Source organism: Bacillus sp. CZDM1 (assembly GCF_055502545.1).
On sequence record NZ_JBUESO010000001.1, the window covers coordinates 202,712 to 228,319 of the forward strand.

At 39.3% G+C, this 25,608-nt stretch carries 28 protein-coding genes; 1 reads left to right on the plus strand and 27 read right to left on the minus strand.

The features are described 5' to 3' along the window. Positions 1–175: 175 nt before the first annotated feature. The 13 genes from hypE to ACY3XC_RS01160 all read right to left on the minus strand — a co-directional run bounded on the left by hypE (position 176) and on the right by ACY3XC_RS01160 (position 11,544). Positions 176–1,177: a hydrogenase expression/formation protein HypE gene (gene hypE / locus ACY3XC_RS01100; protein ID WP_464866946.1), complete on the minus strand. Its 1,002-nt coding sequence runs from the start codon at positions 1,175–1,177 to the stop codon at positions 176–178. Further along, on the minus strand, positions 1,177–2,289 hold the full coding sequence (gene hypD / locus ACY3XC_RS01105) for a hydrogenase formation protein HypD (RefSeq protein ID WP_464866947.1): 1,113 nt from the start codon (positions 2,287–2,289) through the stop codon (positions 1,177–1,179). Before hypD ends, hypE begins: the two co-directional genes overlap by 1 nt. Next, positions 2,261–2,497, minus strand: a complete 237-nt coding sequence (locus ACY3XC_RS01110; protein ID WP_464866948.1) for a HypC/HybG/HupF family hydrogenase formation chaperone — start codon at positions 2,495–2,497, stop codon at positions 2,261–2,263. The genes hypD and ACY3XC_RS01110 overlap by 29 nt, the downstream gene beginning before the upstream one ends. Then, positions 2,470–4,779, minus strand: a complete 2,310-nt coding sequence (gene hypF, locus ACY3XC_RS01115; protein WP_464866949.1) for a carbamoyltransferase HypF — start codon at positions 4,777–4,779, stop codon at positions 2,470–2,472. Before hypF ends, ACY3XC_RS01110 begins: the two co-directional genes overlap by 28 nt. Further along, positions 4,764–5,423 carry a hydrogenase nickel incorporation protein HypB gene (hypB, locus tag ACY3XC_RS01120; RefSeq protein ID WP_464866950.1) on the minus strand — a complete coding sequence of 220 codons (660 nt, stop codon included), beginning with the start codon at positions 5,421–5,423 and terminating at the stop codon, positions 4,764–4,766. Before hypB ends, hypF begins: the two co-directional genes overlap by 16 nt. Next, entirely contained in the window at positions 5,420–5,779 is a 360-nt protein-coding gene (locus tag ACY3XC_RS01125) for a hydrogenase maturation nickel metallochaperone HypA/HybF (RefSeq protein WP_464866951.1), read from the minus strand. Before ACY3XC_RS01125 ends, hypB begins: the two co-directional genes overlap by 4 nt. Next, positions 5,772–6,203: a hypothetical protein gene (locus ACY3XC_RS01130; RefSeq protein WP_464866952.1), complete on the minus strand. Its 432-nt coding sequence runs from the start codon at positions 6,201–6,203 to the stop codon at positions 5,772–5,774. Before ACY3XC_RS01130 ends, ACY3XC_RS01125 begins: the two co-directional genes overlap by 8 nt. After that, a complete protein-coding gene (locus tag ACY3XC_RS01135) occupies positions 6,190–6,672 on the minus strand; it encodes a HyaD/HybD family hydrogenase maturation endopeptidase (protein WP_464866953.1) in 483 nt (160 codons plus the stop codon). The genes ACY3XC_RS01130 and ACY3XC_RS01135 overlap by 14 nt, the downstream gene beginning before the upstream one ends. Then, the gene (gene cybH, locus ACY3XC_RS01140; RefSeq protein WP_464866954.1) at positions 6,665–7,459 is read right to left on the minus strand and encodes a Ni/Fe-hydrogenase, b-type cytochrome subunit; all 795 of its coding nucleotides are present in this window, start codon (positions 7,457–7,459) and stop codon (positions 6,665–6,667) included. Before cybH ends, ACY3XC_RS01135 begins: the two co-directional genes overlap by 8 nt. An 11-nt stretch (positions 7,460–7,470) precedes the next feature. Beyond that, positions 7,471–9,192 (minus strand): nickel-dependent hydrogenase large subunit, encoded by a 1,722-nt coding sequence (locus ACY3XC_RS01145; protein WP_464866955.1) that lies wholly within the window; start codon positions 9,190–9,192, stop codon positions 7,471–7,473. After that, positions 9,185–10,264, minus strand: coding sequence for a hydrogenase small subunit (locus tag ACY3XC_RS01150; protein WP_464866956.1), 1,080 nt, complete (start codon positions 10,262–10,264; stop codon positions 9,185–9,187). Before ACY3XC_RS01150 ends, ACY3XC_RS01145 begins: the two co-directional genes overlap by 8 nt. A 215-nt stretch (positions 10,265–10,479) precedes the next feature. Beyond that, a complete protein-coding gene (gene tatC / locus ACY3XC_RS01155) occupies positions 10,480–11,226 on the minus strand; it encodes a twin-arginine translocase subunit TatC (RefSeq protein WP_464866957.1) in 747 nt (248 codons plus the stop codon). Positions 11,227–11,349: 123 nt separating this feature from the next. Continuing rightward, complete coding sequence (locus tag ACY3XC_RS01160) at positions 11,350–11,544, minus strand: twin-arginine translocase TatA/TatE family subunit (protein ID WP_045524138.1); 195 nt, start codon at positions 11,542–11,544, stop codon at positions 11,350–11,352. Positions 11,545–11,853: 309 nt separating this feature from the next. On the opposite strand from ACY3XC_RS01160, the gene ACY3XC_RS01165 reads away from it, so the two are divergent. Further along, the gene (locus ACY3XC_RS01165) at positions 11,854–12,093 is read left to right on the plus strand and encodes a hypothetical protein (protein WP_095250552.1); all 240 of its coding nucleotides are present in this window, start codon (positions 11,854–11,856) and stop codon (positions 12,091–12,093) included. Positions 12,094–12,156: 63 nt separating this feature from the next. On the opposite strand, the gene ACY3XC_RS01170 is transcribed toward ACY3XC_RS01165, so the two are convergent. From ACY3XC_RS01170 to ACY3XC_RS01235, 14 genes are all read right to left on the minus strand, one after another. Next, on the minus strand, positions 12,157–12,657 hold the full coding sequence (locus ACY3XC_RS01170; protein WP_464866958.1) for a dihydrofolate reductase: 501 nt from the start codon (positions 12,655–12,657) through the stop codon (positions 12,157–12,159). Next, positions 12,654–13,448, minus strand: coding sequence for a thymidylate synthase (locus tag ACY3XC_RS01175; RefSeq protein ID WP_464866959.1), 795 nt, complete (start codon positions 13,446–13,448; stop codon positions 12,654–12,656). Before ACY3XC_RS01175 ends, ACY3XC_RS01170 begins: the two co-directional genes overlap by 4 nt. Before the next feature lie 77 nt (positions 13,449–13,525). Then, entirely contained in the window at positions 13,526–14,230 is a 705-nt protein-coding gene (locus tag ACY3XC_RS01180; protein ID WP_464866960.1) for an anthrax toxin lethal factor-related metalloendopeptidase, read from the minus strand. A gap of 155 nt (positions 14,231–14,385) precedes the next feature. Beyond that, on the minus strand, positions 14,386–14,964 hold the full coding sequence (locus ACY3XC_RS01185; protein WP_179159235.1) for a TerD family protein: 579 nt from the start codon (positions 14,962–14,964) through the stop codon (positions 14,386–14,388). Between the two features lie 60 nt (positions 14,965–15,024). Further along, complete coding sequence (locus ACY3XC_RS01190; RefSeq protein WP_179159236.1) at positions 15,025–15,651, minus strand: TerD family protein; 627 nt, start codon at positions 15,649–15,651, stop codon at positions 15,025–15,027. 40 nt (positions 15,652–15,691) lie between these two features. Beyond that, positions 15,692–16,765 carry a toxic anion resistance protein gene (locus tag ACY3XC_RS01195; RefSeq protein WP_464867450.1) on the minus strand — a complete coding sequence of 358 codons (1,074 nt, stop codon included), beginning with the start codon at positions 16,763–16,765 and terminating at the stop codon, positions 15,692–15,694. 33 nt (positions 16,766–16,798) lie between these two features. Next, the gene (locus ACY3XC_RS01200; protein ID WP_464866961.1) at positions 16,799–18,436 is read right to left on the minus strand and encodes a YceG family protein; all 1,638 of its coding nucleotides are present in this window, start codon (positions 18,434–18,436) and stop codon (positions 16,799–16,801) included. Positions 18,437–18,940: 504 nt separating this feature from the next. Continuing rightward, positions 18,941–19,750 (minus strand): HAD family hydrolase, encoded by an 810-nt coding sequence (locus tag ACY3XC_RS01205; protein ID WP_464866962.1) that lies wholly within the window; start codon positions 19,748–19,750, stop codon positions 18,941–18,943. Continuing rightward, a complete protein-coding gene (locus tag ACY3XC_RS01210) occupies positions 19,747–20,868 on the minus strand; it encodes a cysteine protease StiP family protein (protein WP_464866963.1) in 1,122 nt (373 codons plus the stop codon). The genes ACY3XC_RS01205 and ACY3XC_RS01210 overlap by 4 nt, the downstream gene beginning before the upstream one ends. A gap of 14 nt (positions 20,869–20,882) precedes the next feature. Next, positions 20,883–22,214 carry a phosphoribosyltransferase family protein gene (locus ACY3XC_RS01215; RefSeq protein WP_464866964.1) on the minus strand — a complete coding sequence of 444 codons (1,332 nt, stop codon included), beginning with the start codon at positions 22,212–22,214 and terminating at the stop codon, positions 20,883–20,885. Continuing rightward, positions 22,156–23,352: an HpcH/HpaI aldolase/citrate lyase family protein gene (locus tag ACY3XC_RS01220; protein WP_464866965.1), complete on the minus strand. Its 1,197-nt coding sequence runs from the start codon at positions 23,350–23,352 to the stop codon at positions 22,156–22,158. Before ACY3XC_RS01220 ends, ACY3XC_RS01215 begins: the two co-directional genes overlap by 59 nt. Positions 23,353–23,428: 76 nt before the next feature. Then, positions 23,429–24,199 carry a TerC family protein gene (locus tag ACY3XC_RS01225; protein WP_464866966.1) on the minus strand — a complete coding sequence of 257 codons (771 nt, stop codon included), beginning with the start codon at positions 24,197–24,199 and terminating at the stop codon, positions 23,429–23,431. 71 nt (positions 24,200–24,270) lie between these two features. Continuing rightward, the gene (locus ACY3XC_RS01230) at positions 24,271–24,852 is read right to left on the minus strand and encodes a TerD family protein (protein ID WP_179159244.1); all 582 of its coding nucleotides are present in this window, start codon (positions 24,850–24,852) and stop codon (positions 24,271–24,273) included. A gap of 100 nt (positions 24,853–24,952) precedes the next feature. Beyond that, a complete protein-coding gene (locus tag ACY3XC_RS01235; protein ID WP_179159245.1) occupies positions 24,953–25,531 on the minus strand; it encodes a YpjP family protein in 579 nt (192 codons plus the stop codon). Positions 25,532–25,608 lie beyond the last annotated feature (77 nt).

Sequence of the window (25,608 nt, forward strand, 5' to 3'; positions counted from 1 at the left end):
TCAATCCTCTTTTTCACCCGTTTGTATATATTATACACCTAAGAGCACTCGAAATGTGTCTAAATCTGCTTGGATTAAAAAATATTTAGAAACATTTATTAAAGAAAACTTTATGGGGAATAGAAAAAACAAAAATGATTACCCCCATTCCTTTTATTAAATGAGGGCATTTTTTTTAGCATATTCTCGGAAACATCGTTCCTGTTAATCTATTCAACAATCTCTTTGATCCAAGTGGTGTTTCTAATAGTAATTGTCCTTTCTGTTTTCCTATAATAGAACCAATAACTACTGCATCGTCCCCTTCTAAGAAATCTCGTAAAATATCTAACACTTTATCTTTTTCCTTAGCGGATACAATGATTATCACTTTTCCTTCATTTGCAAGGTATAGTGGGTCAAAGCCTAATATATCACATGCCCCGTGTACTTCTTCTCTAACAGGTAAATCAACTTCATTGATTTTCATCGTTAAATGAAAATCCTCTGCGATTTCTACAAGAGTTGTTGCTAATCCGCCTCTTTTAGGATCACGCATGATTCGGACTCCGCTTGTCTGTTGGAGAACTTCAGCTAACATTCTATTAAGTGAAGCACAATCACTATTAATCGGTATAGTTATTCCTAATTCGCCCCTGGCAGCTAGGACGGCAATACCGTGATCACCGATTGTACCAGATACAATTATTGCATCCCCTTCTTCAAATTCAAGACTGCAGCCAATACCTGGTTCATAAATACCTATACCGGTTGTGTTGATATAAACACCATCTGCACTTCCACGTTCGACTACTTTTGTATCTCCTGCTACAATCGCCACACCTGTTTTTCTCGCTTCATTTGCCATATCGGTGACAATTTTCTTTAAGTCCGAAATAGGAAAGCCTTCTTCGATCACAAACCCGCAGGTAAGAAATGATGGCTTTGCTCCACTAACTGCAAGATCATTAACTGTACCGGCGACAGCTAACTTGCCAATCGACCCGCCTGGAAAAAAGATTGGCTTAATAACAAACGAGTCGGTAGAAACTGCTATTTGCTGAGAGGTTAATGTTATTTCGGCTGCATCAAACATCGCTGCTTTTCCGTCACCAAATGCCTCTACAAATAAATCACGAATTAACCTGTGGCTTAGTTCACCACCATCCCCATGTGCTAAACTGATATATTTCTCCATCAGAAACTCTCCCTCATGTATTGATAATACGCTGCACAGCTTCCTTCTGCAGAAACCATACATGGTCCGATTGGATTCATTGGATGACAGGCTTTTCCGAATAGTGAACATTCAGTTGGTGAGATGAGTCCACGGATAACCTCTCCGCAACGGCATTTTGTTTTTCGAGGTTCACCTACATTCACTGTGAATCTTTTCTTCGCATTGTATTGGTCATACTCTGGTTTTAAATCTAGGCCGCTGTTCCGAATGACGCCGATACCCCGCCATGCTTCATCACATTCTGTTAAGTATTTTTCAAACCATTGGTGGATTACTTGATTACCAGTTTTCGTAACTATAGCCGGATGGTTGTTTATGATTGCAACCTGATTCTTTAACGCCAAATCAATTGCTTTATAAATGCCCGAGAGTAATTCTGCTGTCTCAAATCCGGTTATGACACCGGAAATATTGTATTTATCCACTAAGTATTGATAGGAATTTTCCCCTAAAACGATGGATACATGTCCAGGTAATAAGAAACCGTCCAAATTCACTTCACCAGCATCTAGTAAGTAGCGCAATACAGGTTCCACTAGCTTCGTTGTCATCCAAATTGAAAAATTCGTTATCTCCCTTTTTTCAGCCTCTCCCACCATTAGAGTTAGGATAGGAATGGTAGTTTCAAAGCCTACTCCAAGAAAAATAACCTCTTTGTCAGGGTTTTCTTCCGCAATCCTTACTGCATCGACTGGAGAGTAAAGAACACGTATATCTTTGCCAGCAATCTTTGAGTCTAGTAGTGTTTTGGTTGAACCAGGTACGCGCATCATATCACCAAACGTACAGATAATTCGGTTATCCCCTTCTGCAAGAGCAATCATCGCGTCAATCGAACGTTGATCAGTAACACACACCGGGCAGCCGGGTCCTGAAATAAGATTCACATCATCCTTCAAGCATTGCTTCACGCCTGTTCGCGCTAATGCCATCGTATGGGAGCCGCACACCTCCATGAAGGCAGGCTTACGGCCATATTTCTGCTGAAATTCCTTTGCTTTTTCAATCACTGCTACTACAAGTGGTTTACAGATTTCTGGGTTATTTGACTGTTTCAGAATTCCGAGCATGAATGAGCTTCCTCCATTCCTCGACACTATCTCTTGCATAATCCACATCGACAATACTCATCGCTTGACCGGCATGGACGATCACATAATCCCCAAGCTCAACCTCGGGGATAAAGATTGTCCCCACTGTAGTCTGTGATCCCATTACATCGACTATTGCACTATATTCCATCTTTTCGATTACTTTAGCTGGTACTCCAACACACATTCGTTAGCACTCCTTTTTGCAGCGGCAACGACTAATTGCCCGTAGGATAATCCTCCATCATTACAAGGAACCATTTCCGAAAAATAAACGTTAAACTCTCTTTCTCTTAGTTCTGTATTTAGTCTTTTCCGCAAATAACGGTTATGAATACTGCCTCCTGATAAAACAACATTGTGATTTGCAGCAGGCATTCTACTTAACAATTTTTCCATTGCAGCAACAATCGCTTGGACTACAGTTTCATGGAATTTCCCACTTATTAGAGTTACATTAACCCCCGCTAATACATCCAAGGCTATTACTTCGATCATTCTCGAAAAATCAATGGTGAGAATTTCTTTTTCAAGCAAATCGTAAGGATAAGGTTCATAAACAACCCATTCATCAGCCAGTTCAGCTAATTTAATCGCTGCTTCCCCATCATAGCTTGATACCTTCGTAACTCCGCACAGTGCACTCACTGCATCAAATAGTCTTCCGCATGTACCTGCTTGGACGGTATTAATATTTTTTTTAATCATGATATTTAAAATATCAATCTCAGAAACTTTCTCTGAAAAAATAATCTTTGCAAGCTGTTCTCCTTTTTCACCAAGAAGCGAGATCAGCATTGCCACTGCATTCCTCCATGTTTCACGAATACACTTTTCACTTCCTGGCAGCGGCGTATAGTGTAAATGAGCAATGCGTTCAAATGCAGCAGTGTCACCATAGAAAATTTCAAACCCCCAGATGTTCTCATCAAGACCATAACCAGTGCCATCTAAAATGATCCCAAATGCTTTTCCTTCTATATGATGCTCTTCCAGAACGGCTGCCATATGTGCATGGTGATGCTGGACCTCAATAACCTCTTCAAACACATATTCTTTTACTAATCTCTGAACTTGGTAGTCAGGGTGGGCGTCGATGACAGCCACAGACTTCGGGGTGTCTATCCATTTTAAAAGATGTTCCAATTCCTGTTGATAGTGTTGAATGGTCTCTACATTTTCTAAATCACCTATATGTGGACCAACAAATATCTGCTCATTCCGTCCGATGGTAAATGTCGTTTTTTGCTGACCTCCAAGCGCCACAATTCCCGATACATCGACAGTTGTCGAAAAAGGGTCAGGAACGTATCCCCGTGATCGCCGTAAGAAATCAACCTTTCCGTCATTGATTTGGACAACGGAGTCATCTACTGGGTGGAAAATCTCACGATTATGGATCAGATAGTATTCAGCAATTCCCGCTAAATATTGAAACGCTTCTTCGTTCTTATAAAGAATAGGCATTCCCGAAGGATTCGCACTTGTCATCACAAGGCAATCTAGCTCAGGATCTACAAACAATAAATGGTGCAATGGTGAGTACGGAAGCATGACACCAATTGTCCCCGTCGCAGGTGCTACACCTTCTGCTAGTTGGTACTGATTATTTTTCTTTACTACTAAAATTGGTGATTCGGGACTGGTCAGTACTTCCTTTTCATCTTTACTAATCACCGCAAATCCCCTTGCTGCCGATAGTGATGAAGCCATAACAGCTAGCGGTCGATTAGGTCTTTTCTTTCGACTTCTTAGTGCCATTACTGCTTCTTGATTCCTTGCATCGCAAGCAAGGTGATAACCGCCAATGCCTTTGATGGCAACAATATTCCCTGCTTTTAATAGAGAGATCGTTTCCATAATGTGATTATCTGAATCTTTTTCCATTCCATCTTTATCAAGCAGCCACACCTTTGGTCCGCATTTCGGACAGGCAATCGGCTGTGCATGATGGCGGCGGTTTGTCGGGTCCTCATATTCTCTCTTGCAATCCTCACACATCGGAAAGGATTTCATTGAAGTATAGGGGCGATCATAGGGTAATTCTTCAATAATCGTGTAGCGCGGTCCACACTGGGTACAGTTGATAAACGGATATTGATAACGGAAATCTTCTGGGTCACTCATCTCGTTTATACAATCCTCACAAACGGCGGAATCAATCGGAATAACGAGCATCGAGGTTCCGCTACGCTCACTTGGAATAATAGTAAAGTCGTTGAAACCCTGTACTTCTGTCTCTACTACATCAATTTCATTAATTTTTGATAGTCTTGGAGCTTTATTTTTCAAGTCAGATTGAAAGTGTTGTATTGCTACTGACTCACCTTCAAGATGAATTTTGACGCCGTCCATATTATTTTGTACAGTTCCATTCAATAGGTAGGTATCGGCAAGTTGAAAGACAAACGGTCGGAATCCAACCCCTTGTACCCTGCCTCTCACGGCAACTTTTACGGCCGTACGCATCGCTCATATGCTCCTTCAATCCATGAGAACCATTCATGCAGCCCTTCCTTTGTTCGTGCAGACAGAGGAAGTAAAGAAGATTTTGGATTGATTTCTGATAGATCTCTCCGCGCTTCTTCCACACTGAAATCTAAGTAAGGTAGTAAATCGATTTTATTTAATAGCACTAGTTCGGTACGCATAAACATCTGTGGATATTTAGGGATTTTATCATTACCCTCTGGCACGCTTAGAACAGCGACTTTATGCTGTTGTCCAAGGTCGTAGCCGGAAGGGCAGACAAGATTACCGACATTTTCAATGAAAAGAATATCTACTTCATCGAGATCAAATTCACTTAGTGCAGCGGCTACCATTCTCGCATCAAGATGACAGCCTCCGTGGGTATTGATTTGAACGGCTTTGGCACCCATTGCCCGAATCCGATCAGCATCCCTCTCCGTTGCTAGGTCACCCTCAATGACCGCAATCTTATACTTTCCAGACAGCTCGCGGACGGTTTCCTCAAGCAGTGTCGTTTTACCCGCACCAGGAGAACTCATTAAATTAATTACCAAGGTTTTTGTATTTGTGAACAGCTCCCGATTGAATTCTGCTGCCTTATTGTTGTTCGTTAATATATCTGTTCTTAGTGCTACCTTCATTTACCATTACTCCCTTCGTATGATAAAACTTGGAATGTTTCCCCTGCCATTACTTTTCCCGAAGGAATATGACAGCTAGGACAGAGTGCTATTTTCATATCTGGACGATATTCACTTCCGCATAAGACACAGGAAGCCTTGGCTTCTTCAATATGAATGACCAATTCTGCACCTGCAGTAAAAAGATGAAGATTTTGATCACGGTAGATATCAAAGGCCATTCTGAGAGAATCTGGCATGGCATTCGAAATTTCGCCAACAATTAATTCAATTTTTTCGATTTTTTCAAACCCTCTTGAGGCTGCGTCTTCGTGAACAAGCTGAAGGATATCTCCCATTAGCGCCATTTCATGCATGAAAATCACCTTTCGCGAAACCGATTTGATAGATTTGGTCCCTCTTCCTAAATGGTAGTGATGTTAATCGTAATTCTCCTGTACTTGTCTTAAAATTAAATTCTTTTTGACAATTCAAACATTTTCCACTTGAATATAGTGTCGAAAGAGTAATAATTTGTGAACATACAGGACAAATTCCATTCCATGCCTGCATGTTCACACCTTGGCGCACTAGAATAACCGCTTTTCCTTGAAAATATTTCATTTCAAGGTCACTGTTCCAATCACTTTCTTGCATTAAAGGAATCCAAGTTATACCGAGCGCTCTATCCGCCGCACCTTCAAGTTTTTCTAAATCACCTTGAATGAAAGGTTCATAGACAGACTTTACAGTTTGGAATACTCCATCGCCCATTTCTTTAAAAAAATCAAGCCGTTTCATAACTCTGTCTCCAATAATTAACTTGATTAACCACCACATCTCTAAGCGCTCCAAGATTTTGTTGGATTGTATCTGTTAATTCAACACCTAATTCCAGCGAGTACGGCTGCATTCCAAACATAACAATTTCTTTCGGATAGCGTTCTCTTAGCTTTGCTGCCATCAATACCTCTTGAAAACCAAGTTGATGAACGGACATCTTGATACCGAAATAAGCAGGAATTTCACCACCCACTAACGTGATGATGGTGCCAGGCACCTTACCGGCATTGATCGCGTCAATAATGATTAGGTATTCCGCATCCTCAACCGGTCCTAGCAATCTCATCCCATCCGTCAAACCTTCGATAATTTCGACATCTTCATAATCTGACAAGGCTTCTCTCAATAATGGTAAAAGGTGAATGCCAACACCCTCATCAGAAAAGAGGGTGTTGCCAATTCCTAAAATCGTGATTTTTCTATTCATTATTTTTTTCACCAACTGACTTATTCGTTGTTGTTTTATAGCCTGTGAACATGGAAGAAATACAGCCATTTCGATCAAGATAGTCATCCCGGAAAGCTAGATAAATGTGAATAACTGTAAATAACATGAAACCCCACATCCCCCAGTGATGCCAAGAACGGACGGTAAAGCTGTCGCCTCCGAAAACAAACGGCACCCAGGTAAACAATTTTCCCCAGAAGGAATTGAGCTGCGGCTCAAAGTACATATAGAAACCGGTTAACATGACAATCCATGAGCACAATCCGATGAAAATCCAGTAACTTAACTGCGCCAATGGATTGTGACCGACATAGTGCAGCTTTTTATTTGGTAAGAATAAATAGAACTTAACCGCTTCAAATACTTCCTTCACAAATATCCACCTGAAAGGATTAGAGGTTGCAAACTTATTTCCGACAAAGGTCCAATATAAGCGGTACATATGATTAATCACAAAGATAAAAGCGAAAAAGAAATGGATATATCTCGCCCAGCCCATTAAGTTTGAATAATAGGCTTCTTCCGGGATGATAGCAGCGGTCATCGGATTCCCAATATAGATACCCGTTGCCGTCAGGGCAATGATTGCCAGCATATTGACCCAATGCCAAATCCTTACCGGCAGTTCCCATACATAGGCTCTTACTTCATTTTTTACAGGCTTATAAAGTATTGGCCGTTCTGTGTGAAATATATTTTCACAGTTGGGATCAATTTTGATATCAGGTGGATTCGGCCCGTGATTTGGTAATTTTGGTGCAGCCATTTATCTCACTCCTAACCCAAACGAATTTCGGTGCTTTTGTTCGTTTCCAAATCTGTCAAGTGAACGGCACAGGCAAGACATGGATCAAAGGAGTGAATAATCCTCATGATTTCTAACGGCTGCTCTTTATCTAGCATTTGTGTGCCAATTAGTGCAGCTTCATATGCACCAATTTTGTTTTTTGCATCTCGTGGTGAAGCATTCCAGGTAGTAGGAACAACTGCTTGATAGTTCTCCGTTTTTCCATCTTTAATATCGATCCAATGTCCGAGTGCTCCGCGGGGTGCTTCCATCCAGCCCACACCTTTGGCACGTTCTGGCCATGTACTTGGCTCCCATTTTGTCCGGTCAAAGGTAACTTGATTGCCACCCTTTATATTTTTTAAGAGTTTATCCATGTCATCCCTCAGCCAGCCCGATATCAGAACGGTTTCCAGACCGCGAGCAACAGTTCTTCCTAATGCAGATTGTAAGGCTGATACTGGAAGATCAAGCTTTTTCAAAGTATCATCAACGATATTTACAATATCTTCTCTTCCAGAGGCATAACCAACCATCATCCTCGCTAATGGTCCAGTTTCCATTGGATGACCTTTCCAGCGCGGTGCCTTCAGCCAGCTATACTGTTTTTCGGTATCCAGTGTTTTAAACGGAGCCTTTGGTCCTGTATAATCAAAGGTTGTTTCCCCATCAAATGGGTGCTTTCCTTTTCCAGCACGTTTTCCATCGTAGGTGTACCAGGAATGATCAATAAACTCCTGAACATGCTTAGGATTTTTTAAATCGACATCTAATACTTCGTTGAGGTTGCCATTAAGGATAATTCCTCTAGGCATTCTGTATAGCTTTGTATCATAAATATCTCCAGTCGAGAAATCACCATAGCAAAGGTAATTGTTTATTCCGCCGCCATAGGTCCAGTCCTTATAGAAAGAACCAATTGCGAGTAAATCAGGAATATAGACTTGATTAACAAACTGCTGCGCTTCATCAATAAGTAGTGAAACATGCATTAATCGTTCAGCATGTACTCCGTTATCACTATCAATATCAAGCGGTGTCGCCATACCACCGACAACATAGTGCGGATGTGGGTTTTTACCGCCAAATATCGTATGGATTTTCACTATTTCTTTCTGCCAATCTAATGCTTCTAAATAGTGTGCAACTGCAAGAAGGTTCACTTCAGGAGGAAGCTTATAGGCTTTATGGCCCCAATAGCCATTTGCAAAAATCCCTAATTGACCGCTTGCAATCAACTTTTTGACCTTATTCTGAACATCAGTAAAATAGCCTGGTGAAGATTTGGGCCAGCTTGAGATGGATTGAGCAATTCTAGAGGTTTCAGCTGGATCTGCATTTGTAGCACTCACTACATCCACCCAGTCTAGAGCGTGCAGATGATAAAAATGGACAACATGGTCATGAATAAACAATGTTTCATTCATGATGTCACGAATAAGATGAGCGTTTCTCGGAATCTTTATTTGTAAGGCATCCTCCACAGAACGAATAGAAGCCAGGGCATGGACGGTTGTACAAACACCGCATATTCTTTGTACATATGCCCAAACATCACGCGGGTCCCGGTCCTTTACAATGAGTTCGAGTCCGCGGACGGAAGTACCAGAACTAAAAGCGTCCTTTATGACACCGTTTTCATCTATATCTACTTCAACACGAAGATGACCTTCAATTCTCGTAATCGGATCTACTACTATTCGTTCACTCATGTTCTTCACCCCGTTTGTCATCTATCTTTTTCTTAATTACCGTTCCAGTAGCATGGACGGCAATTCCAGCAGTGGTTGCACCGATAACAGCTAAACCAACGGTATCTGGATTAATGGTGGTCTGTGTTCCAGGAATTTTTGCTCTGCGAGTGTAAAATGGTCCATTATCCCAGAAATCTTGTTCAGAGCAGCCAAAGCATGGATTTCCAGATTGGATTGGGTAGCTTACGCCGCCATTCCAGCGCATTTCTGCACAGGAGTTATAAGTTGTTGGACCTTTACAGCCGACCTTGTATAAACAATAACCCTGCTTTGCTCCTTCATCGTCAAACGACTCGACAAAAAGCCCTGCATCAAAATAAGCACGACGATTACATTTATCATGGATACGGTGGCGATAGAAGGCTTTTGGCCGGCCAAAATGATCTAATTCTGGAAGTTTTCCAAATGTGATGATATGTGCGATCACACCTGTCATGACCTCTGCGATTGGTGGGCAGCCAGGGACAAGAATGGTTGGAGTATCTTTAATAAAGCTAGTAACTGGTTTAGCACCTGTTGGATTTGGATGTGCCGCAGCAATTCCTCCCCATGATGAGCATGATCCATATGCGATGATTGCCTGAGCTCCTGCTGCCATTTCAAGAAAAGTCTCTTTCGCTGACACGCCGCCGACTGTTAAGAAGGCGTCGTCATCTGGAATACTTCCTTCAACTGCAAGGATATATTCGCCTTTGTTATCTTTTAAAGCTTGCTTCATCGATGCTTCTGCTTGGTGGCCAGATGGTGCGGATAGTACTTCGGAGTATTCGAGTGAAATCATTTCTAGTAGTACACTTTCGGTTTTTGGCTGTGAAGATCGAATAAACGATTCTGAACAGCCTGTGCAATCCTGGAATTGCAGCCAAACCACTGGTACTCGATTTTTAATTTCCATAGCTTTTACTACTTGATTGGACTGTGTATAATCTAAACCTAATGTCGCTGCTAATGCTGTACACATCTTGAGAAAGTCACGACGGCTAAACCCATGGTCCATAGCCGCTTCATACACGGTTTTCTGTCTCTTCATCCGTTTCCCCTCCCATATACACTAATAAGGTTAAAAACATGATTTCAAAAAAATTGTAGTATAAAACGACTCCCTTCGTCCTGAATTTTCAAAAAAATACACAAAGAATCCTTAAGTGTATAAGTATATTGATTTTAGTTTTTAACTTGTAAATAATGTTATTCCAAAAAAAAGCCTTCAGAGAATCGAATCTCTGAAGGCCATTTTCACAGTAATTATGCTTCTTCGGCAAACTCTTTTTCCTCTTCTTGAAGCTTTTTCATTCGTTTCTTGTAGACAAACTTCGATAAGTTAATCGAGATTTCATAAAGTAGTAACAATGGCAGCGTTACTACAAAATCCGACATGAAATCCGGAGGTGTAATAACGATTGCAATTAGGATTAACACGAAGTATGCATATTTACGAATTTTCGCTAACACGAATGGATTAATAATTCCTAATGATGTTAAGAACATAACTACCGCTGGCAGCTCGAATAATACACCAAACGGAAGGGTCATATTCAAAATAAAACGGAAATATCGGTCAGCCGTAAAGTTCGTTACAAACATTTCTGCTCCCATTTTAACTAAGAACTCTAGCACCATTGGGAAAATGATAAAGTAACCAAAAGCAAGTCCAACAATAAATAAAATAAACAGCGCTGGTATATACGAAAGGGTTATTTTTCTCTCGATTGGTTTAAGCGCCGGCTTAACAAACGCCCATAATTGGCCTGCGAGCACTGGGATGGTACCTGCAATCGCAATAATAGTCGCAATCATAAAGTAAACCCAAATAATATCGCTTGGTCCGAGGACAATCAATTTCACTTCTAAATCACGAACTAACCAACTGTAGATATCTGTAACATAAATGAATCCAACAATGAAAAAAACAACAAAAGCAACTGCGGAAATAATAATCCGTTTACGCAGTTCATCTAAATGATCAACTAATTGCAATTCTTTATCTTCCATGTATTTCCCCTGCCAATTTCAAAGGTTGAAAAGTAATCATTCTTTAGAAAAACTAGATTGACACCGTTTTTATAGTTTAAAAGAAAATTGAAGAAAAAAAGGTGCAAGAAAGATTCTTACACCTTATTTAGTCAATTTTTGTTTTTCCTCATCGATGTCTTTCATTACATCGTCTGTTAATTCACGAGTAGACTTTTTAAACTCCTTCAACGTTTGTCCAAAGGCACGACCGATTTCAGGTAATTTCTTAGGTCCAAAGATGATGAGGGCTAACGTTAAGATAAGGATTAATCCTGGTATTCCAATATTTGAGAACATGCATTTACATCCCCTTTAGTTAATTATCTTTCTACTACGATTATAGTATTGATATACCGTTTTGAGTTAAATATACGTAATAATTCATATTAAGTTCACATTATTTATGAAAAATTACCTAGATGTGATATTCGGCATTTATATATGAACCTTTTCCTCTTAACAATTTACCAAGAACGGTACATGAAGTCAATGTAAAATGGCATACTGAATTGTATAAATATTTTGACAATTAGGTATTTGTTCGTTTATAATTTCATCAATAGGAACATATACTATTGGAAACTCAAATGAATGGATGTGATGAAGATGGAATTTTCACTCAGTAGTTTTGATGGAGCCCTGCCTGTAGAAGTCACCATCGATGAAGAGAACGGAAGGTACATGATTCGCAAGAGCGACCGAAGTGGGGAATACTTTAATAGCCCTAATGAATTAATTCAATGGGTGAAAGCTCATTTCCATGAGGAAGACTTCTGCCATCCAGATGAATTCAGAGGGATGCTTGATAAACTTACTGATTATGAATTAAATGGCGCATATTTTTAACACAAAAAGAAGCATCGGTGTCGATGCTTCTTTCTTTATGTTGTATATTTCTACCTGCGAAAGTTAACGGCCGCCTTTTTTAATGCGGTCATAAATTCTATATTCGTACTTATAAGGATTTTTCTCATCTTTTATCCCTTTTTCAGAGGAGACAAGTTCCCACTGACGATCATTGAACTCTGGGAAGTAGGTATCCCCCTCAAACTCTTCCTCAATATGTGTGATATAAAGACGGTCTGCGTATTCAAACGTTTCTTTGAAAATTTCTGCCCCCCCAATTACGAAGATTTCATCTTCCTGTTTTCTACAATATTCAACAAATTCCTTCATAGAGTAGAAAATTGTCACATTATTGCCCTTATAATCCAGCTGCCGGGTAATCACGATATTTTCTCTGCCTGGAAGAGCTCGTCCAATAGATTCATGTGTTTTCCTGCCCATGGCAATCGGGTGCCCCATTGTTGTTCGTTTGAAGAACTTTAAATCCTCTGGTAAATGCCATGGCAATTGATTATCCTTGCCAATGACTCTGTTTTCATCCATAGCCACAATAAAGGAAATCATACAGAGACGGCTCCTTTAATATGTGGATGCGGATCATAACCTTCTAAAGCGAAATCTTCAAAGGCAAAAGAAAAAATATCTTTTACGTTTGGATTTATTATCACTTTCGGTAATGTCCGAAGCTCGCGGCCCATCTGCATATTGACTTGTTCAATATGATTTTGATAGATATGTACATCTCCAAACGAGTGGATAAATTCACCTGGCTCCAAATCACATACCTGTGCAATCATCATTGTCAATAACGCGTAAGAGGCAATATTGAACGGTACGCCAAGAAACACATCCGCAGAGCGCTGATACAACTGACAGGATAATTTACCATCTGAAACGTAAAATTGAAACAAGCAATGACATGGTGCTAACGCCATTTTATCAATCTCTGCGACATTCCAGGCATTCACAATCAGTCTTCGTGAATTAGGATTTGTTTTAATTTGATAAATTAACTCACTAATTTGATCTACCGTCGTGCCATCAGCACCGGTCCATGAACGCCATTGATGTCCATAAACAGGACCCAGCTCCCCATTTTCATCTGCCCATTCATTCCAAATTCGCACACCATTTTCCTGCAAATAACGGACATTGGTATCACCATTTAAGAACCAAAGCAATTCATAAATAATTGACTTTACGTGAAGCTTTTTAGTTGTTAATAATGGAAAACCTTCTGCTAAATCAAATCTCATTTGATAGCCAAATGTACTAATCGTCCCTGTTCCGGTACGATCTCCCTTTTCCTGACCATTTTTCAAAACATGCTCGCATAGCTCTAGATATTGCTTCAAAGCCGCCACTCCCCTTGTCTTACATATGTTTTTCATTTTACCATAAAAGAATAAACCTTCCAATTTAACATGAAAGGTTAGTGAAGATTTCTAATAAATTGATACGTAAGAGGAGCGGCGGATTTTAATTGTTTATTTGTTTCTTTGTTTAAATGGTACATCGCAAATGTTTCAGCAAAATATTCCTCCACATGCAGGATGAAATACGAGTTTCCGGGAAACAATATTCCTCTCTCTTGTTCCCAAATCAGTTGAAATTCTTTATTTTTGCTAACATTCTCGAAAACTAACTTATCAACTGAATGTGCCATTTCATGTAATTCTAAGTTAACCGATCCATGCCCTTTTCCTTTTTCGCTATGTCCTATTTTCACTAAAACCACCTGTGAGCCGCCAATTCCCGGGACTGCATCCCACGTTGTTTGTGAATGATATCCTCTTGGTATCTGCCCTGCTAGATATCGAGCTGTTTTGTTATCCGTTAATTTTCCTGTAAACAGTTTAAGAGTAATATCATTTTGGTTTATTTTTTCAAGTAGCGTTTCAGGCAAATTTGCCATTCTATTAATAATTCCGGCAGCTGCTTTTTCATCAAAAAGGCTGTTTGGTAATATAATCATTTGGTATAGTTGTTGGAGGGAGTTTTCGTTATTAATAAATTGGTAGAGTTCAGAGTTTCTTGGATACTCACCAAGTGTAATGCTGTCAAATGAGGCTTTAGAGGTGGTAATCATCGACATAAATAATCCGGCAATGACGGAGGAAACGACCCATTTACGCATATTATGATCCTCCTAGTAGTTTAATCATATACTAGAATTATAACATGGTAGATGAGCAGGTAGATTTGGTAATTTTTGATGCTAAAACTAAAACCTAAAAATTCCCCATATAATTTTAGAAAAGCTGCCCAATTCAGGCAGCTGTTCTGAAAAAACTATACTTCTAGTCCATAATTGCGGCAAAGTGCAGCTAATCCGCCTGAAAAACCGCTTCCTATTGCGTTGAATTTCCATTCGCCGTTGTGACGATATAACTCACAGATCACGACGGCGGTTTCAACAGAAAAATCCTCGCCTAGGTCAAATCGCAGGATTTCACGATTGGTCTCTTCGTCAAATAACCTAGCGAAGGCATTTGAAACCTGTCCAAAGTTTTGGTTCCGGGAGTCTGCATCGTGAATCGTGACCGCAATCGCAATCCGGTGCACGTGCGAAGGAACCTTACTGAAATCAATACGAATTTGTTCGTCGTCCCCGTCACCCTCACCTGTGCGGTTATCGCCTGTATGCTCGACTCCGCCAGACGTATGAACTAAATTATTATAGAATATAAAATCTAAGTCCTGTGTTACTTGGCCATTGACGTCAGTTAGAAATGCAGATGCGTCAAGGTCGAAGTCGTTACCGCCATGATAGCGATTTGTATCCCAGCCAAGACCAATAACCGCCTTTGTTAATCCAGGATTTGTTTTGGTTAAATCAATTCTTTGTCCTTTAGATAAATTGATGCCCAACAAGATCACCTCTTTAGCACTAAATATTGGAAGGAACAAGCTGGGCTTGTTCCTCTGACATTAACTGTAAGAACGAACTACTTCACTTAGGCTTGCTGCGGTTGTACCGGTACCTACAGCCGCGAACTTCCATTCAGTATTATGACGATAAATTTCGCCTACCACTAATGATGTTTGACCGCTGTAATCATCAGATAAATTGTAGCGAATCATCTCATTATTATTAGATGGGTTTACCACTCGAATAAACGCATTGCGGATCATACCAAAGTGCTGCTTTCTTTTTACACAATCATAGATATTAACAACAAAAACAAGCTTTTGTACGCTTGTAGGAACGCGGCTTAAGTCAACCATGACTTGTTCGTCGTCACCATCTCCATCACCTGTTAAGTTGTCGCCAGAGTGCTGCACGCTGCCGTCTTTACTCTTAAGATTACCGAAGTAAATAACGTCATTGTTGTTTTGGATTTTATCATTGGCACCAAGCATGATAACGGAAGCGTCACAGTCGACATTGGCACCGCCGCCTGCTCCTCCGCCGCCAAACAATCCACCGAAGAGACCCCCGCCTCCACTTTTACCGCTTTGAACTGGATCCCATCCTAATCCTACCATGATTTTAGATAATCCTGGATTTCCTTTTGTTAAATCTACTCGTTGACCTTTTTGTAAGCTAATAGCCAATTTCATTCACCTCATTATAAGATTTGGTTTTATATAACAATTAATATTGTTGTTTCAATTTTTTAAAGTTATCCTGGAGCTGTTCTAGACGCTTTGTTCCTTCCACACGCAAGCGCTTGTTTTCTTCTTCAATGGCTCTGGTTTCCTGCATACCTTTAATGATAATGTTCCAGGATTCTTCAATGGTCTCGATTTTAATGCTTGGGCCACCGGCGAGCCTTGCAATATCTGTGCTTTGCTTAGAAATGTTTTGCGCATTTTTTAGCAGCATTTCATTGGTACGACGATCAAGCTCACTCATCGAATCAGCGACAAGCTTCTGCCTTTTTGCCGCAACCGCCTGAATAAGACCATTCTTAAAAATTGGAATTGTCGTTACGAAGGCTGAATTAATTTTACCAATCAGCTTCGTATTTCCTCGTTGCAGCAAGCGGATTTGCGGAGCTGTCTGAAGCGAAACCATTTTCGCCATTTCAAGGTCATAAATTCGCTGTTCTAGGGCCTCAATCGAATTTTTTAGTGTATCTAATTGCATCGAAGCAATCTGGTCACCTGAAGCTACACGTGCTTCTAACTGTGGCAAATGATTGTTTTTTAGCTCTTCTACCTTCATTTCACCAGCAACCACATATTTTTCAAGGGTCATATAGTATTGGTAATTCTGCTCATACATTTGCTCAAGCATTTTTGTGGAATCTACCATTTCATGCTGGTACTTGGAAATTTCCACATATACCTTATCAATTTCAGAACCCATTGATTGGTATTTGCCGAAAACCTTTTCAATCATCTTTTCGCCCTTCTTAAAGAGCTTCCCGAAAAATCCGGGTGAGGTTTTTTGAAAATCCTTTGGGTCAAACCTATCCATTATTTTGGTCAGCTGTTTCAAAAGCTCACCAGAGTCTTCAACCTTTGTGGTGCGCATATTGCCTAAAATTTGATCCGAAAAACGAGATATTTGAACCGCAGGTTCTTTACCAAATTCCAAAATCTTAATCTGGTCTCTTTCATCTATCGACCTTGCGAGATTCTGAACCTCTGTTTCCTTCCGAAGGGCAAGCTTAATGTCTGAAATCTTCGCTTCACTCAGTGTATCATCTGTGGTTGCCGTCATTAAATCAGCAGACTGTTTTTGTAGATTCATGCTTTAATCTCCCCTTAAATTTTTTAAGATTCCTTGAAAGAACCCTTTCTTCAACTTAAAAGGTTCTTTATATTCTAGATCAAAAACAACATCCTCAAGCCAGTGTGTATCAAATAGACTTTCCTGAAGGAAGTTTTCAATATCGTTATGACCTGGCGGGTTATAAACGATAATATCAATTCCAAATTGATTTAAAAGTAATATAAGAGCTGCATCTGAACGAGAAAGTATACCTCTACTTTCATTGTTATAAATAATTAATTTCGGTACATGCTGCGAATAATCAAATCTCTCCATTAACTGGATAATCTCTTTTGGTGTAAACATCGCCTGACTAAATAAATAGATGCTTACCTCTTCCATGTTTTCCCCTGGTAACGACTTTAAACCCGGCTTTTCACAAATTCGCCGTATTGCATTAGCTATCCCTTTTTGTAAGCCCGTTGGCAAGAAGGAATAAGGCCAATAATGGGCCTGTATCATGACTTCAGGATTCAACAATCCATCCTTGCCAAGCGCGTTTCGGTAATGAAAGCGAAAATCGTTAGAGCTTGACCATGTAAACGGCAGCTGGCGAATCAACAAGGAGTGTTCAAATTCTGTAAGGTTTTGAATTCGATCCCAATACTCTTTACGATTTTTACTCACACCTTGTATTTTCGCAAACAGGGAAGGAATCTTCACCTGTCCAGCCTCTACCTCAAAACCCGGGCGAACCATTGCCATTTCTCTTCCAAGAATAAACAGTTCGTCATAGGTTGTTTTTAAAGTAATAGAAGATGGTGTGTAATCCCGTAACTGCCAGGGTTTATATAATCCAGAACCCTCTTGATTGAGTATGGTCTCAATTTCCCTTGATGCTCGATAAGCGACAGTGGTCTGACGGTTTCTTCTCTCTTTTGGAAAAGGTTCAGGCTGCTGTTTATTAGGGAAATGGTGTGTAAAGATATCCTCATCGAGAAATCCAGCTAACACATCCTTCCCCTCAGGATGGAAAATAACTAAGTCGCAGCCAAGCTTCATTAAATAATAAACAAAATAAGGCTGACTTCTTTTCATATCGCCATACCAAAGGAATTTTGGCATTCCCTTTTGCATGTCAACACTCTCTAATAAAGGATTTAGATGGTTCATTGACCACTTGATCACGTCGACTAGAACCCTTCTTAGTTCATGATTTTTTAATCCGTCCTTTTCACGATGAGTAAAAAGTTCGAGAGTCCCAATCATGGCTTCCCTTACTTTTCGATGTATGGCTGGGATTTTTGATTTATAAAGCAGCTGCTCACCATCTAGAAAAGCGGTGAACCGATTAATTGAAAGCTTTTGTTCTTGACCGATATTAAACACCTTTTGAATTGATTGAAAATGCTGATTATCAATATTTTTATTTAGTGACTCCTCACTTATTAAATGTAAGTCAGGGTCAGGTGATGAAACATACTCATAAAGCTGATTGTAATACTCATCACTGTCAATTGGAATTCCAAGAAATTTCCCCAGTACTTGCCCAATCTGAATAGTTCCCTTGTCTATTGAAAATTCTGGCCGTTCTGACAGGGGCGTTTTCAGCATATCAAGCCAATTTTCATATGAAAGGGATACAGGTCGGACATTCAGTTGGTTGTATGGTAAGTTCATTCATAATCCCTTCCCTCAAAAAAGCGAAAGATTTTTTATTCATATAGTAAAATTATGTAAGGGTATTCTTTACCATCATATCACAGTTAAATAATTGGTTCATTGTTTATACGAAAGTAATCGTAAAATGTTTCATTCCTAGTGGAAAAATGCAGTTCATTTTTCACTCGGGAAAAAAGCAAATCATTTTTTCCTAGGGAATTTCCTCATTTTTCACCTTTTTCCCTGTCCTTACATATTATTGGAGTACTCACATATAAGTAGGTGACTTCATGCGGTTTATATATAAGCGGCCAAGAATGGAAGATGTTAGCGAGGAATTAAGTATCATTATGGAATTAATGGTCTCAAAAACCTTCGTTATGATCGATTTGTTCTGGTTATGCTTACTTTTCACACTGTTACTTTCTCCCGTTCTTGCCACTGTTAGTATGTCAGTTTTATTTTTTTGCGGTTCTTTTGCTTTGTTCAATTGTATCTATTTTTATTTCTTTTACCCTTATATTAAGAAAAGTTAACTTTGAGTGATAATGTATTTAGGAAACGCTCAAGAATCTCTTCACCTGCAGCAACGCCGAGCTGGTTTGTTAGCGTGATGTCAGCTGGTCCCATCACTTTAAGCAGTTCTCCATGGCTAGGGACGAATCGATAGGTGCAGTTTTTTAGAAAATCCCAATCTAGAACAGAATCACCCGCGCCTGCCATTGCTTTCATTCCTTCTCGGTTACAAATAAATTCAAGTGCCTTCCCCTTGCTAATAGCAGTTGGAATAAAGTAGAGTTTTCTTCCCTGGAGGCTCATTTTCCAGCCATATTGGGCTGTAAGCTCACGGATTTCTCTCAGTTCAGATGGGGTCGGAAGACAATTTAATATAAAGTAAAAAAATAGATTCTCAGCCTGCTTTCTTACCCCATCCAATGTAATTCCTGATCTTTTTAAGGCAGAAAGCACCTCTTCTTCTGGTGCACATCCATTCTTTAATTGAATAATTAATTGTTCAGACCAATCCTTTAAAGGTTCTCCTTTATACAAAATATGAGCTCCATTTGTCGTAATCGCATAAGTTAAGGGTATTTCTTTTTCAAATATCACAAATCTCTTAAATTGTTCTGTCGTTCGCGTTGTTACGGGTATAAACAAGCTATGCGAGCTGACTTCTTTTAACATAGAAAAAGCAGCTTCCGTCATATATCCAGTCCAATTTCCCTTATAAAATTCAACTGGCTTTAACACGATATTCCCCGGGATACCGAATTCTTCGAGTGCCCGATTGGAATACATGAGTGTTCGATCAAGATCTGATGCTGTAATCATTTGCTAGTCCCCTTAACCGATTTAATTAAGCCCATGCATAGATAATTCATTTTTGGATAGGCAACGACCTCTACGTCTTTTTCTTCAGCGAGCATGAGTATATGTTTCACAAAAGGGCTAGAAGGATCGCGCATTAGGATTTTCCATGGGACTCTTCGGAGAAGGACACGTGTGGTCTCCCCTACTCCTGGTTTTATATAATTCGTACTATCAATCTCAAATTCTGCCAGGACGGTTTTAACATCCTGCATACCCAAAAATTCTGTTTTTATCTCTTCTTTTACGCTTTGTAAAGCAGCTTTTTCAGCCTCGTCCATAATGGCTGGAAATTCAGCTGCAATCATTTTGATATATTCATTGGAGACATCACTGGATAGAAGCTCCCTGTAATATTTAGCGCCGTGAAAATCATATTTTCCTATATATTGATTATTTAATACAGTCCGGCTAACAAGACCTGAAACGGTTGAATTTAAACAAGCACTCGGAATTAGAAAGTCCTCTCGCGTGCCAAAAAGCGTGGTACAATAACCAGGATCAGCAATTACGGCAAGTTTATCATCAAGTTTGATTTGATACTTTTCTTCAAACTCCTGGCATGCTTTTGTCAGTTCAATCGAAATGGCTCCCTTTCCTGTCCAGCCATCCACAAATTGAATATTTCCTTCAGGATGTTTAGCGAGGATATAGTGAAGCGCATTTTTATCTATGCCTCTGTCGCGGATAATAGAAATACTATAATGCGGTAAAGAGACTCCGTACCGTAAATGAATATATCTTTTAATCAGAATTCCAACAGGCGTTCCTGCTCTAGCAAGGGATACAAGAATGGCTTGTTTCCCCTTTAGACGATAGATTTGCTCCGCAACAATCCCAACGCATAAAGCAACCTTCGTTTTATATTCACTGGTGGTATTCCAAAACAAATCTACATATTCCTTTGGCGGCTGGTATTCAATCGGCAGTGATTCACTGTAATGCTGACCAGATTGAACTCTCAATTCTCGATTCACGGTAGAATCTTCGAGTTCAATATCACTTAAATCCTTTAATAGAAAAAGAACATCTTCCTCAGAATAGCTTCCCATTTTCGCGGGCTGATTGGTTATGATCGACATTCTTTTCACCCCTATTAATTCGAGAAAAAGGCGATTTTAATCGACTTTATCTGTAATTTTTCTACTTGTTTTAATAATGGCTGAAGGTTTTCAGCCTGTACTTCTCTCTCAAAAAAGACAAATAGTTCATCATATTCCCCTGGAGGAATATTGTAAACGAAATGGGCAACATCCTGGTCCTCTGGATTGGGAAAACCGATTCCATGTCTTGCCCCATAGCCTTCTATATCTTGAATATAGATGGGGCTTCTAGTACTTGATTGATAGAAGACATTACTACCCATTTCCGCAGCCAATTTCATTGGCAAATACATGAATTCCCCAGTTCCTAAACAAAGAGTGTTATCTCCCGTCCTGTACTGTCTTAACAAAGCAGCAGCAGCATTTATTTTCTTATGAAGTACTTGATTATCATAGCTATTTGTCCCAAAGCGACCTGTTTCTTTGATAAGAGGAGTTTTATTATTAATTGAGGTACAAGCTTTATCAAAGATAGCTGATAATGAGACTTCTTCAATAGATGGTTTAATCCCTGGATGTGTATTTGGATGCACTATTTCTTGAAGCTTACCTTTCGCTTCTACTTGAACCTTGCCACTTATCAAACTTACAATGTTAATCGTTATCCCAAGTGTTTTTTCTAGCTGTGCAAACTGTTGTTTGTTTTCCTCAGAGCGCCAATCCAAAATCGATACAACACTATATTCCTTCCTAGGAAACTGAGCATGGATGGATTGAATAATATTGATGGCTGTTTTTCCCGTGGTCATTTCATCATCTACTAAGATAATTTCACGTTCATTATTTATCATATCCAGTGGAATATAGCAGCGATGCGAGGTAGCATGAGAATGCTCTTCTTCAAATGTTATACTAGGTGTTAAACTACTAATCTCTTCTCGTGTCGTATGGAAAAACTCTGCCTCTTCAAAGCAATCAAAAAAAGCATGCCCTAGTGCCGTCGCAGTTTCAGCAAATCCGATAACAACCGGATTAACAGAGTTTGGGATAAAAGCTGCACTTTGGAATTGTGTTTCTTTCTGAACAAAGGTGTTAATTAATCCCTCTGTAACCTTAACATCCAAACCTTTATTTTCAGCATATCTTGCTGCAAGTAATGCGGCTGTTAACAAACCTCTTTGCGGATGAATGGGCAAATGCTTTCCTAGAACTTTACTGACAAATAAAAACGAACGTTTTTTATTAATTCTTGCTGCCATCGTAAACAGTTCTTCAAGAGGTAACTGATATGGGTTATCAGTAACTTCAATGTCTACGTTAATCGCATCAAGAATTGTATACGTATACGTCTTTTTTGATAAGGTCGATATTTGTGTATCCTTCATGCAGCACCCCGTAAAGCTGAGATTTTAATAGAATTTTTTTTGCCCAAAATAAATGGGGCTTTATTTCATTCATCTTATTGGAAAAATTACTTTTCTTCACACCAATTTCACCGTTTGCTGCTTCAACAATCGAACATGCATCGATGTATTCCTCGTACGTTACAACATTGAGAGCCTGGACTGCTTTAATATGAGTAGGATGGATAATTGTTTTTCCCGTTAGCCCATTGGCAATGTCCATTAATACCTCTCTGATAAGACCGTCCAAATTTTGGTCAATTAATTCAGCCCGCCATTTCAAGCCTTCGTCACCATATCGTTCGCGAAATGGAGTTTGCCTTAGCTGCGGTTTTAACATTCTTGGTTTCGAGGAGAAATACTCCCAGACCGGTCCTGAAATCACATAAGGACTCTCTGATCGTTGAAAAACATTAATAATATCAGCAACGCAATCTCGTAAAACAGCAATCTCGTAAACGGTAGTATCTACACTTCTGCGAATTCCATATAACCCGCAGAAATCCGTAGCCCCAATTCGAACATTCAAAATATTTTTCTTATAGTGATCAAGGAGATGTTTAATATCCATTAGTTCGGTCATTCTTGTTTCTTTTTGTATTATTTTATCACTTTCAAGAATAGGCATGGCATAAAAAGGCTTGTGTTCTGTATGTATATTCGCAACCTCAGCTAATAAAGCTTCACCAGATTCCGCATTAAATTTCGGTAAAACCACTCCTGTTAACAGTTCGATGGCATTCCCTAATTGTTCTTTGATTCTTTTAAGCTGCTCTATATTCCGAATCCGGATAAACATAAGTGGTAAATCATCAATCGTCAAATATTTTTTATTGATTTCACCATATAGCTTAAGCAATTCCCCTACAAGCAATACTTCCGCTTTTTCAACTTCAATATCGCCAACGGCATCCTCTAGATCAATAACCAGCGAAGTTAATCCCTCATGCTTTTTTGAGAGGAGGTCTTGATGAATGTTGGGACGAGTTGCTGGCATATAAAGCGTTGCACCTAGACCATAGGATAAAAGCTCCCGATCACTGTTCTTGTTAAAGTCCTTAGGCGTTCGAAAAAACATTGCCTCAAGCTCATTTTCATAAAAATAAGTAAAATACTTCATTCTCAATGACTCCTTTAATAAAAAAGAATGGGGACTGACTTTCGTCTGTTCCCCATTTTATGTCGTACGTTGATAATTATGATTCTTTGCCCAATTCTTTCTTTTTGTTCCTGAAATGAATAACGAAAGTGGCACCGAATGTAACTAAAATAATAATAAAGAAGAGCGAATGCGGCAGGTGAATACCGAAAACTGCGATAAGCATTTTTGCTGCAATTAATAGAATTAAAACATAAGCAGATGTTTCAAGCTCAGGTACACGGTCAATTAATTTCAAGAAAACTCCGGCAATTCCACGCATCATTAATACCCCAAGCATACCTCCGACTAATAACACCCAAATTTCTTCACTGACACCAAATGCTGCAAGCACACTGTCAACGGAGAATGCAATGTCCATTAATTCAACCGCAACAACTGTTCCCCAGAAGGTTCCAAATAGACGAATAAGAAGACCAGTTTGGTTCATTCCATGCGCTTCTTCCTCTTCACTCTGCGCTGCTTTACGTTTATCCATGAAATACTTAATAGATAGCCATGCTAGATACCCTGCACCTATTATCTTTACCCACCAAAGTTTAATTAAGAATACCCCAACCCCAATGGCGATAAAACGGAAAACATAAGCTCCTAATAATCCATAAAATAGTGCTTTTTTACGTTTTTCAGGTGGTAAGTGTTTTACCATAACAGCTAGAACAAGTGCGTTATCCGCGGAAAGTAGTCCTTCTAAGATAACTAGTGTCCCAATCAAGCCCCAAGCAACAGGATCTGTTAAAACCTGCCCCCACATTTCCCAGTTAAAAAATTGTGCATACGTATCTAAAATTCCTTGTAAAACAGACATAAAAAAAATTCCTCCCGGATGTTGTATGTTTTTTCAAAGACCCAGCATTTGCTGGGTCTTTAATCTAGTTGTTATCCTACTGATAATCCGAAGTCTGTTGCAAGAGCTGCAAGGCCACCTTGATAGCCGCTGCCAATTGCGCTAAACTTCCATTCGCCGTTATGTCGGTATAATTCGCCAACAACAACAGCCGTTTCAATAGAGAAATCTTCTCCTAAATCATAACGGATCAGTTCCTCACCATTAGCTTCATTGAAAATACGAGCGTATGCATTGGATACTTGACCAAAGTTTTGATTTCTTGCGGCTGCATCATGAATCGTAATTGTGAAAGTCACTCGCTGAATATTAGCAGGGATTGCAGTTAAATTGATATTAACTTGTTCATCATCCCCGTCACCTTCACCTGTTCGGTTATCTCCATTATGTACAACTGCACCGTTAGCACCTTTGGGATTATTGTAGAACACAAAGTCTGTTTCGTTTGTAACCTTACCATTATCGCCTAATAAGAAAACGGATGAATCTAGATCGAAATCATTACCGCCATCATATTTATTTGTATCCCAGCCTAATCCAACTACTACATTTGTTAACCCAGGATTTGTTTTTGTTAAGTCTACTTTTTGTCCTTTTGATAAACTAATTGCCATTTTTACATTCCTCCATTTTAGGTAATAGTCTATATACGAGATTCTCTAGAAAAGGTTTCACTAATTATAATAAAACTTTTTCATAGTATTACGCAAATCATTAACTCATCCATTTCGGCGGTGTATTTTTATCCCAATAGATTGATCCCAGCTCATGATGACTTTGGAACCCGTCATGATATGTATGGTAATGAAAGTTGAACCAGTAACCTGCTTGCGGCGGGTTATCTCTTCTAACATGAAACCGAAGAACATCACTATTTGTATCACTATTTTTGATGTTAAAAATCTTTTCTGATTGCCCTTTCCCCGGAGACTCCGTGATAGCTAAGTTTACTAAGTCCTCAGCTGGAAACTGTGTTGCTGTTTCCTGAATGGCTTTTTCAATATTTGGCAAAATAATTACCCTAAATTCATTCTCAATGACAGGTTTAATTCTGGTGCCAAATTTTTGATAGGACTGCTGCTCCGCTTGTTTAAGTAACTCCTTTAGAATCCCTTCTTTATCAACATGAGATTCTTCAAAATAACTAGTCTGTTGAGACGGTGCAGATTCAACTGTATCTCTCTCATTAGTTTTCTCAGCATTAACGTTATTTATTAATTGAGTGGGTGTAATAAGACCAAATGTTAAAAGTGAAACTAGTACGACAACTGATTTACGAATCCACTTATTCATCTTTTTTCCCCTTTGTACCTGGAAGAATTCAATTAATTTTTCCGAATTTTTTTGACTCTTATCAATTATTATACCTC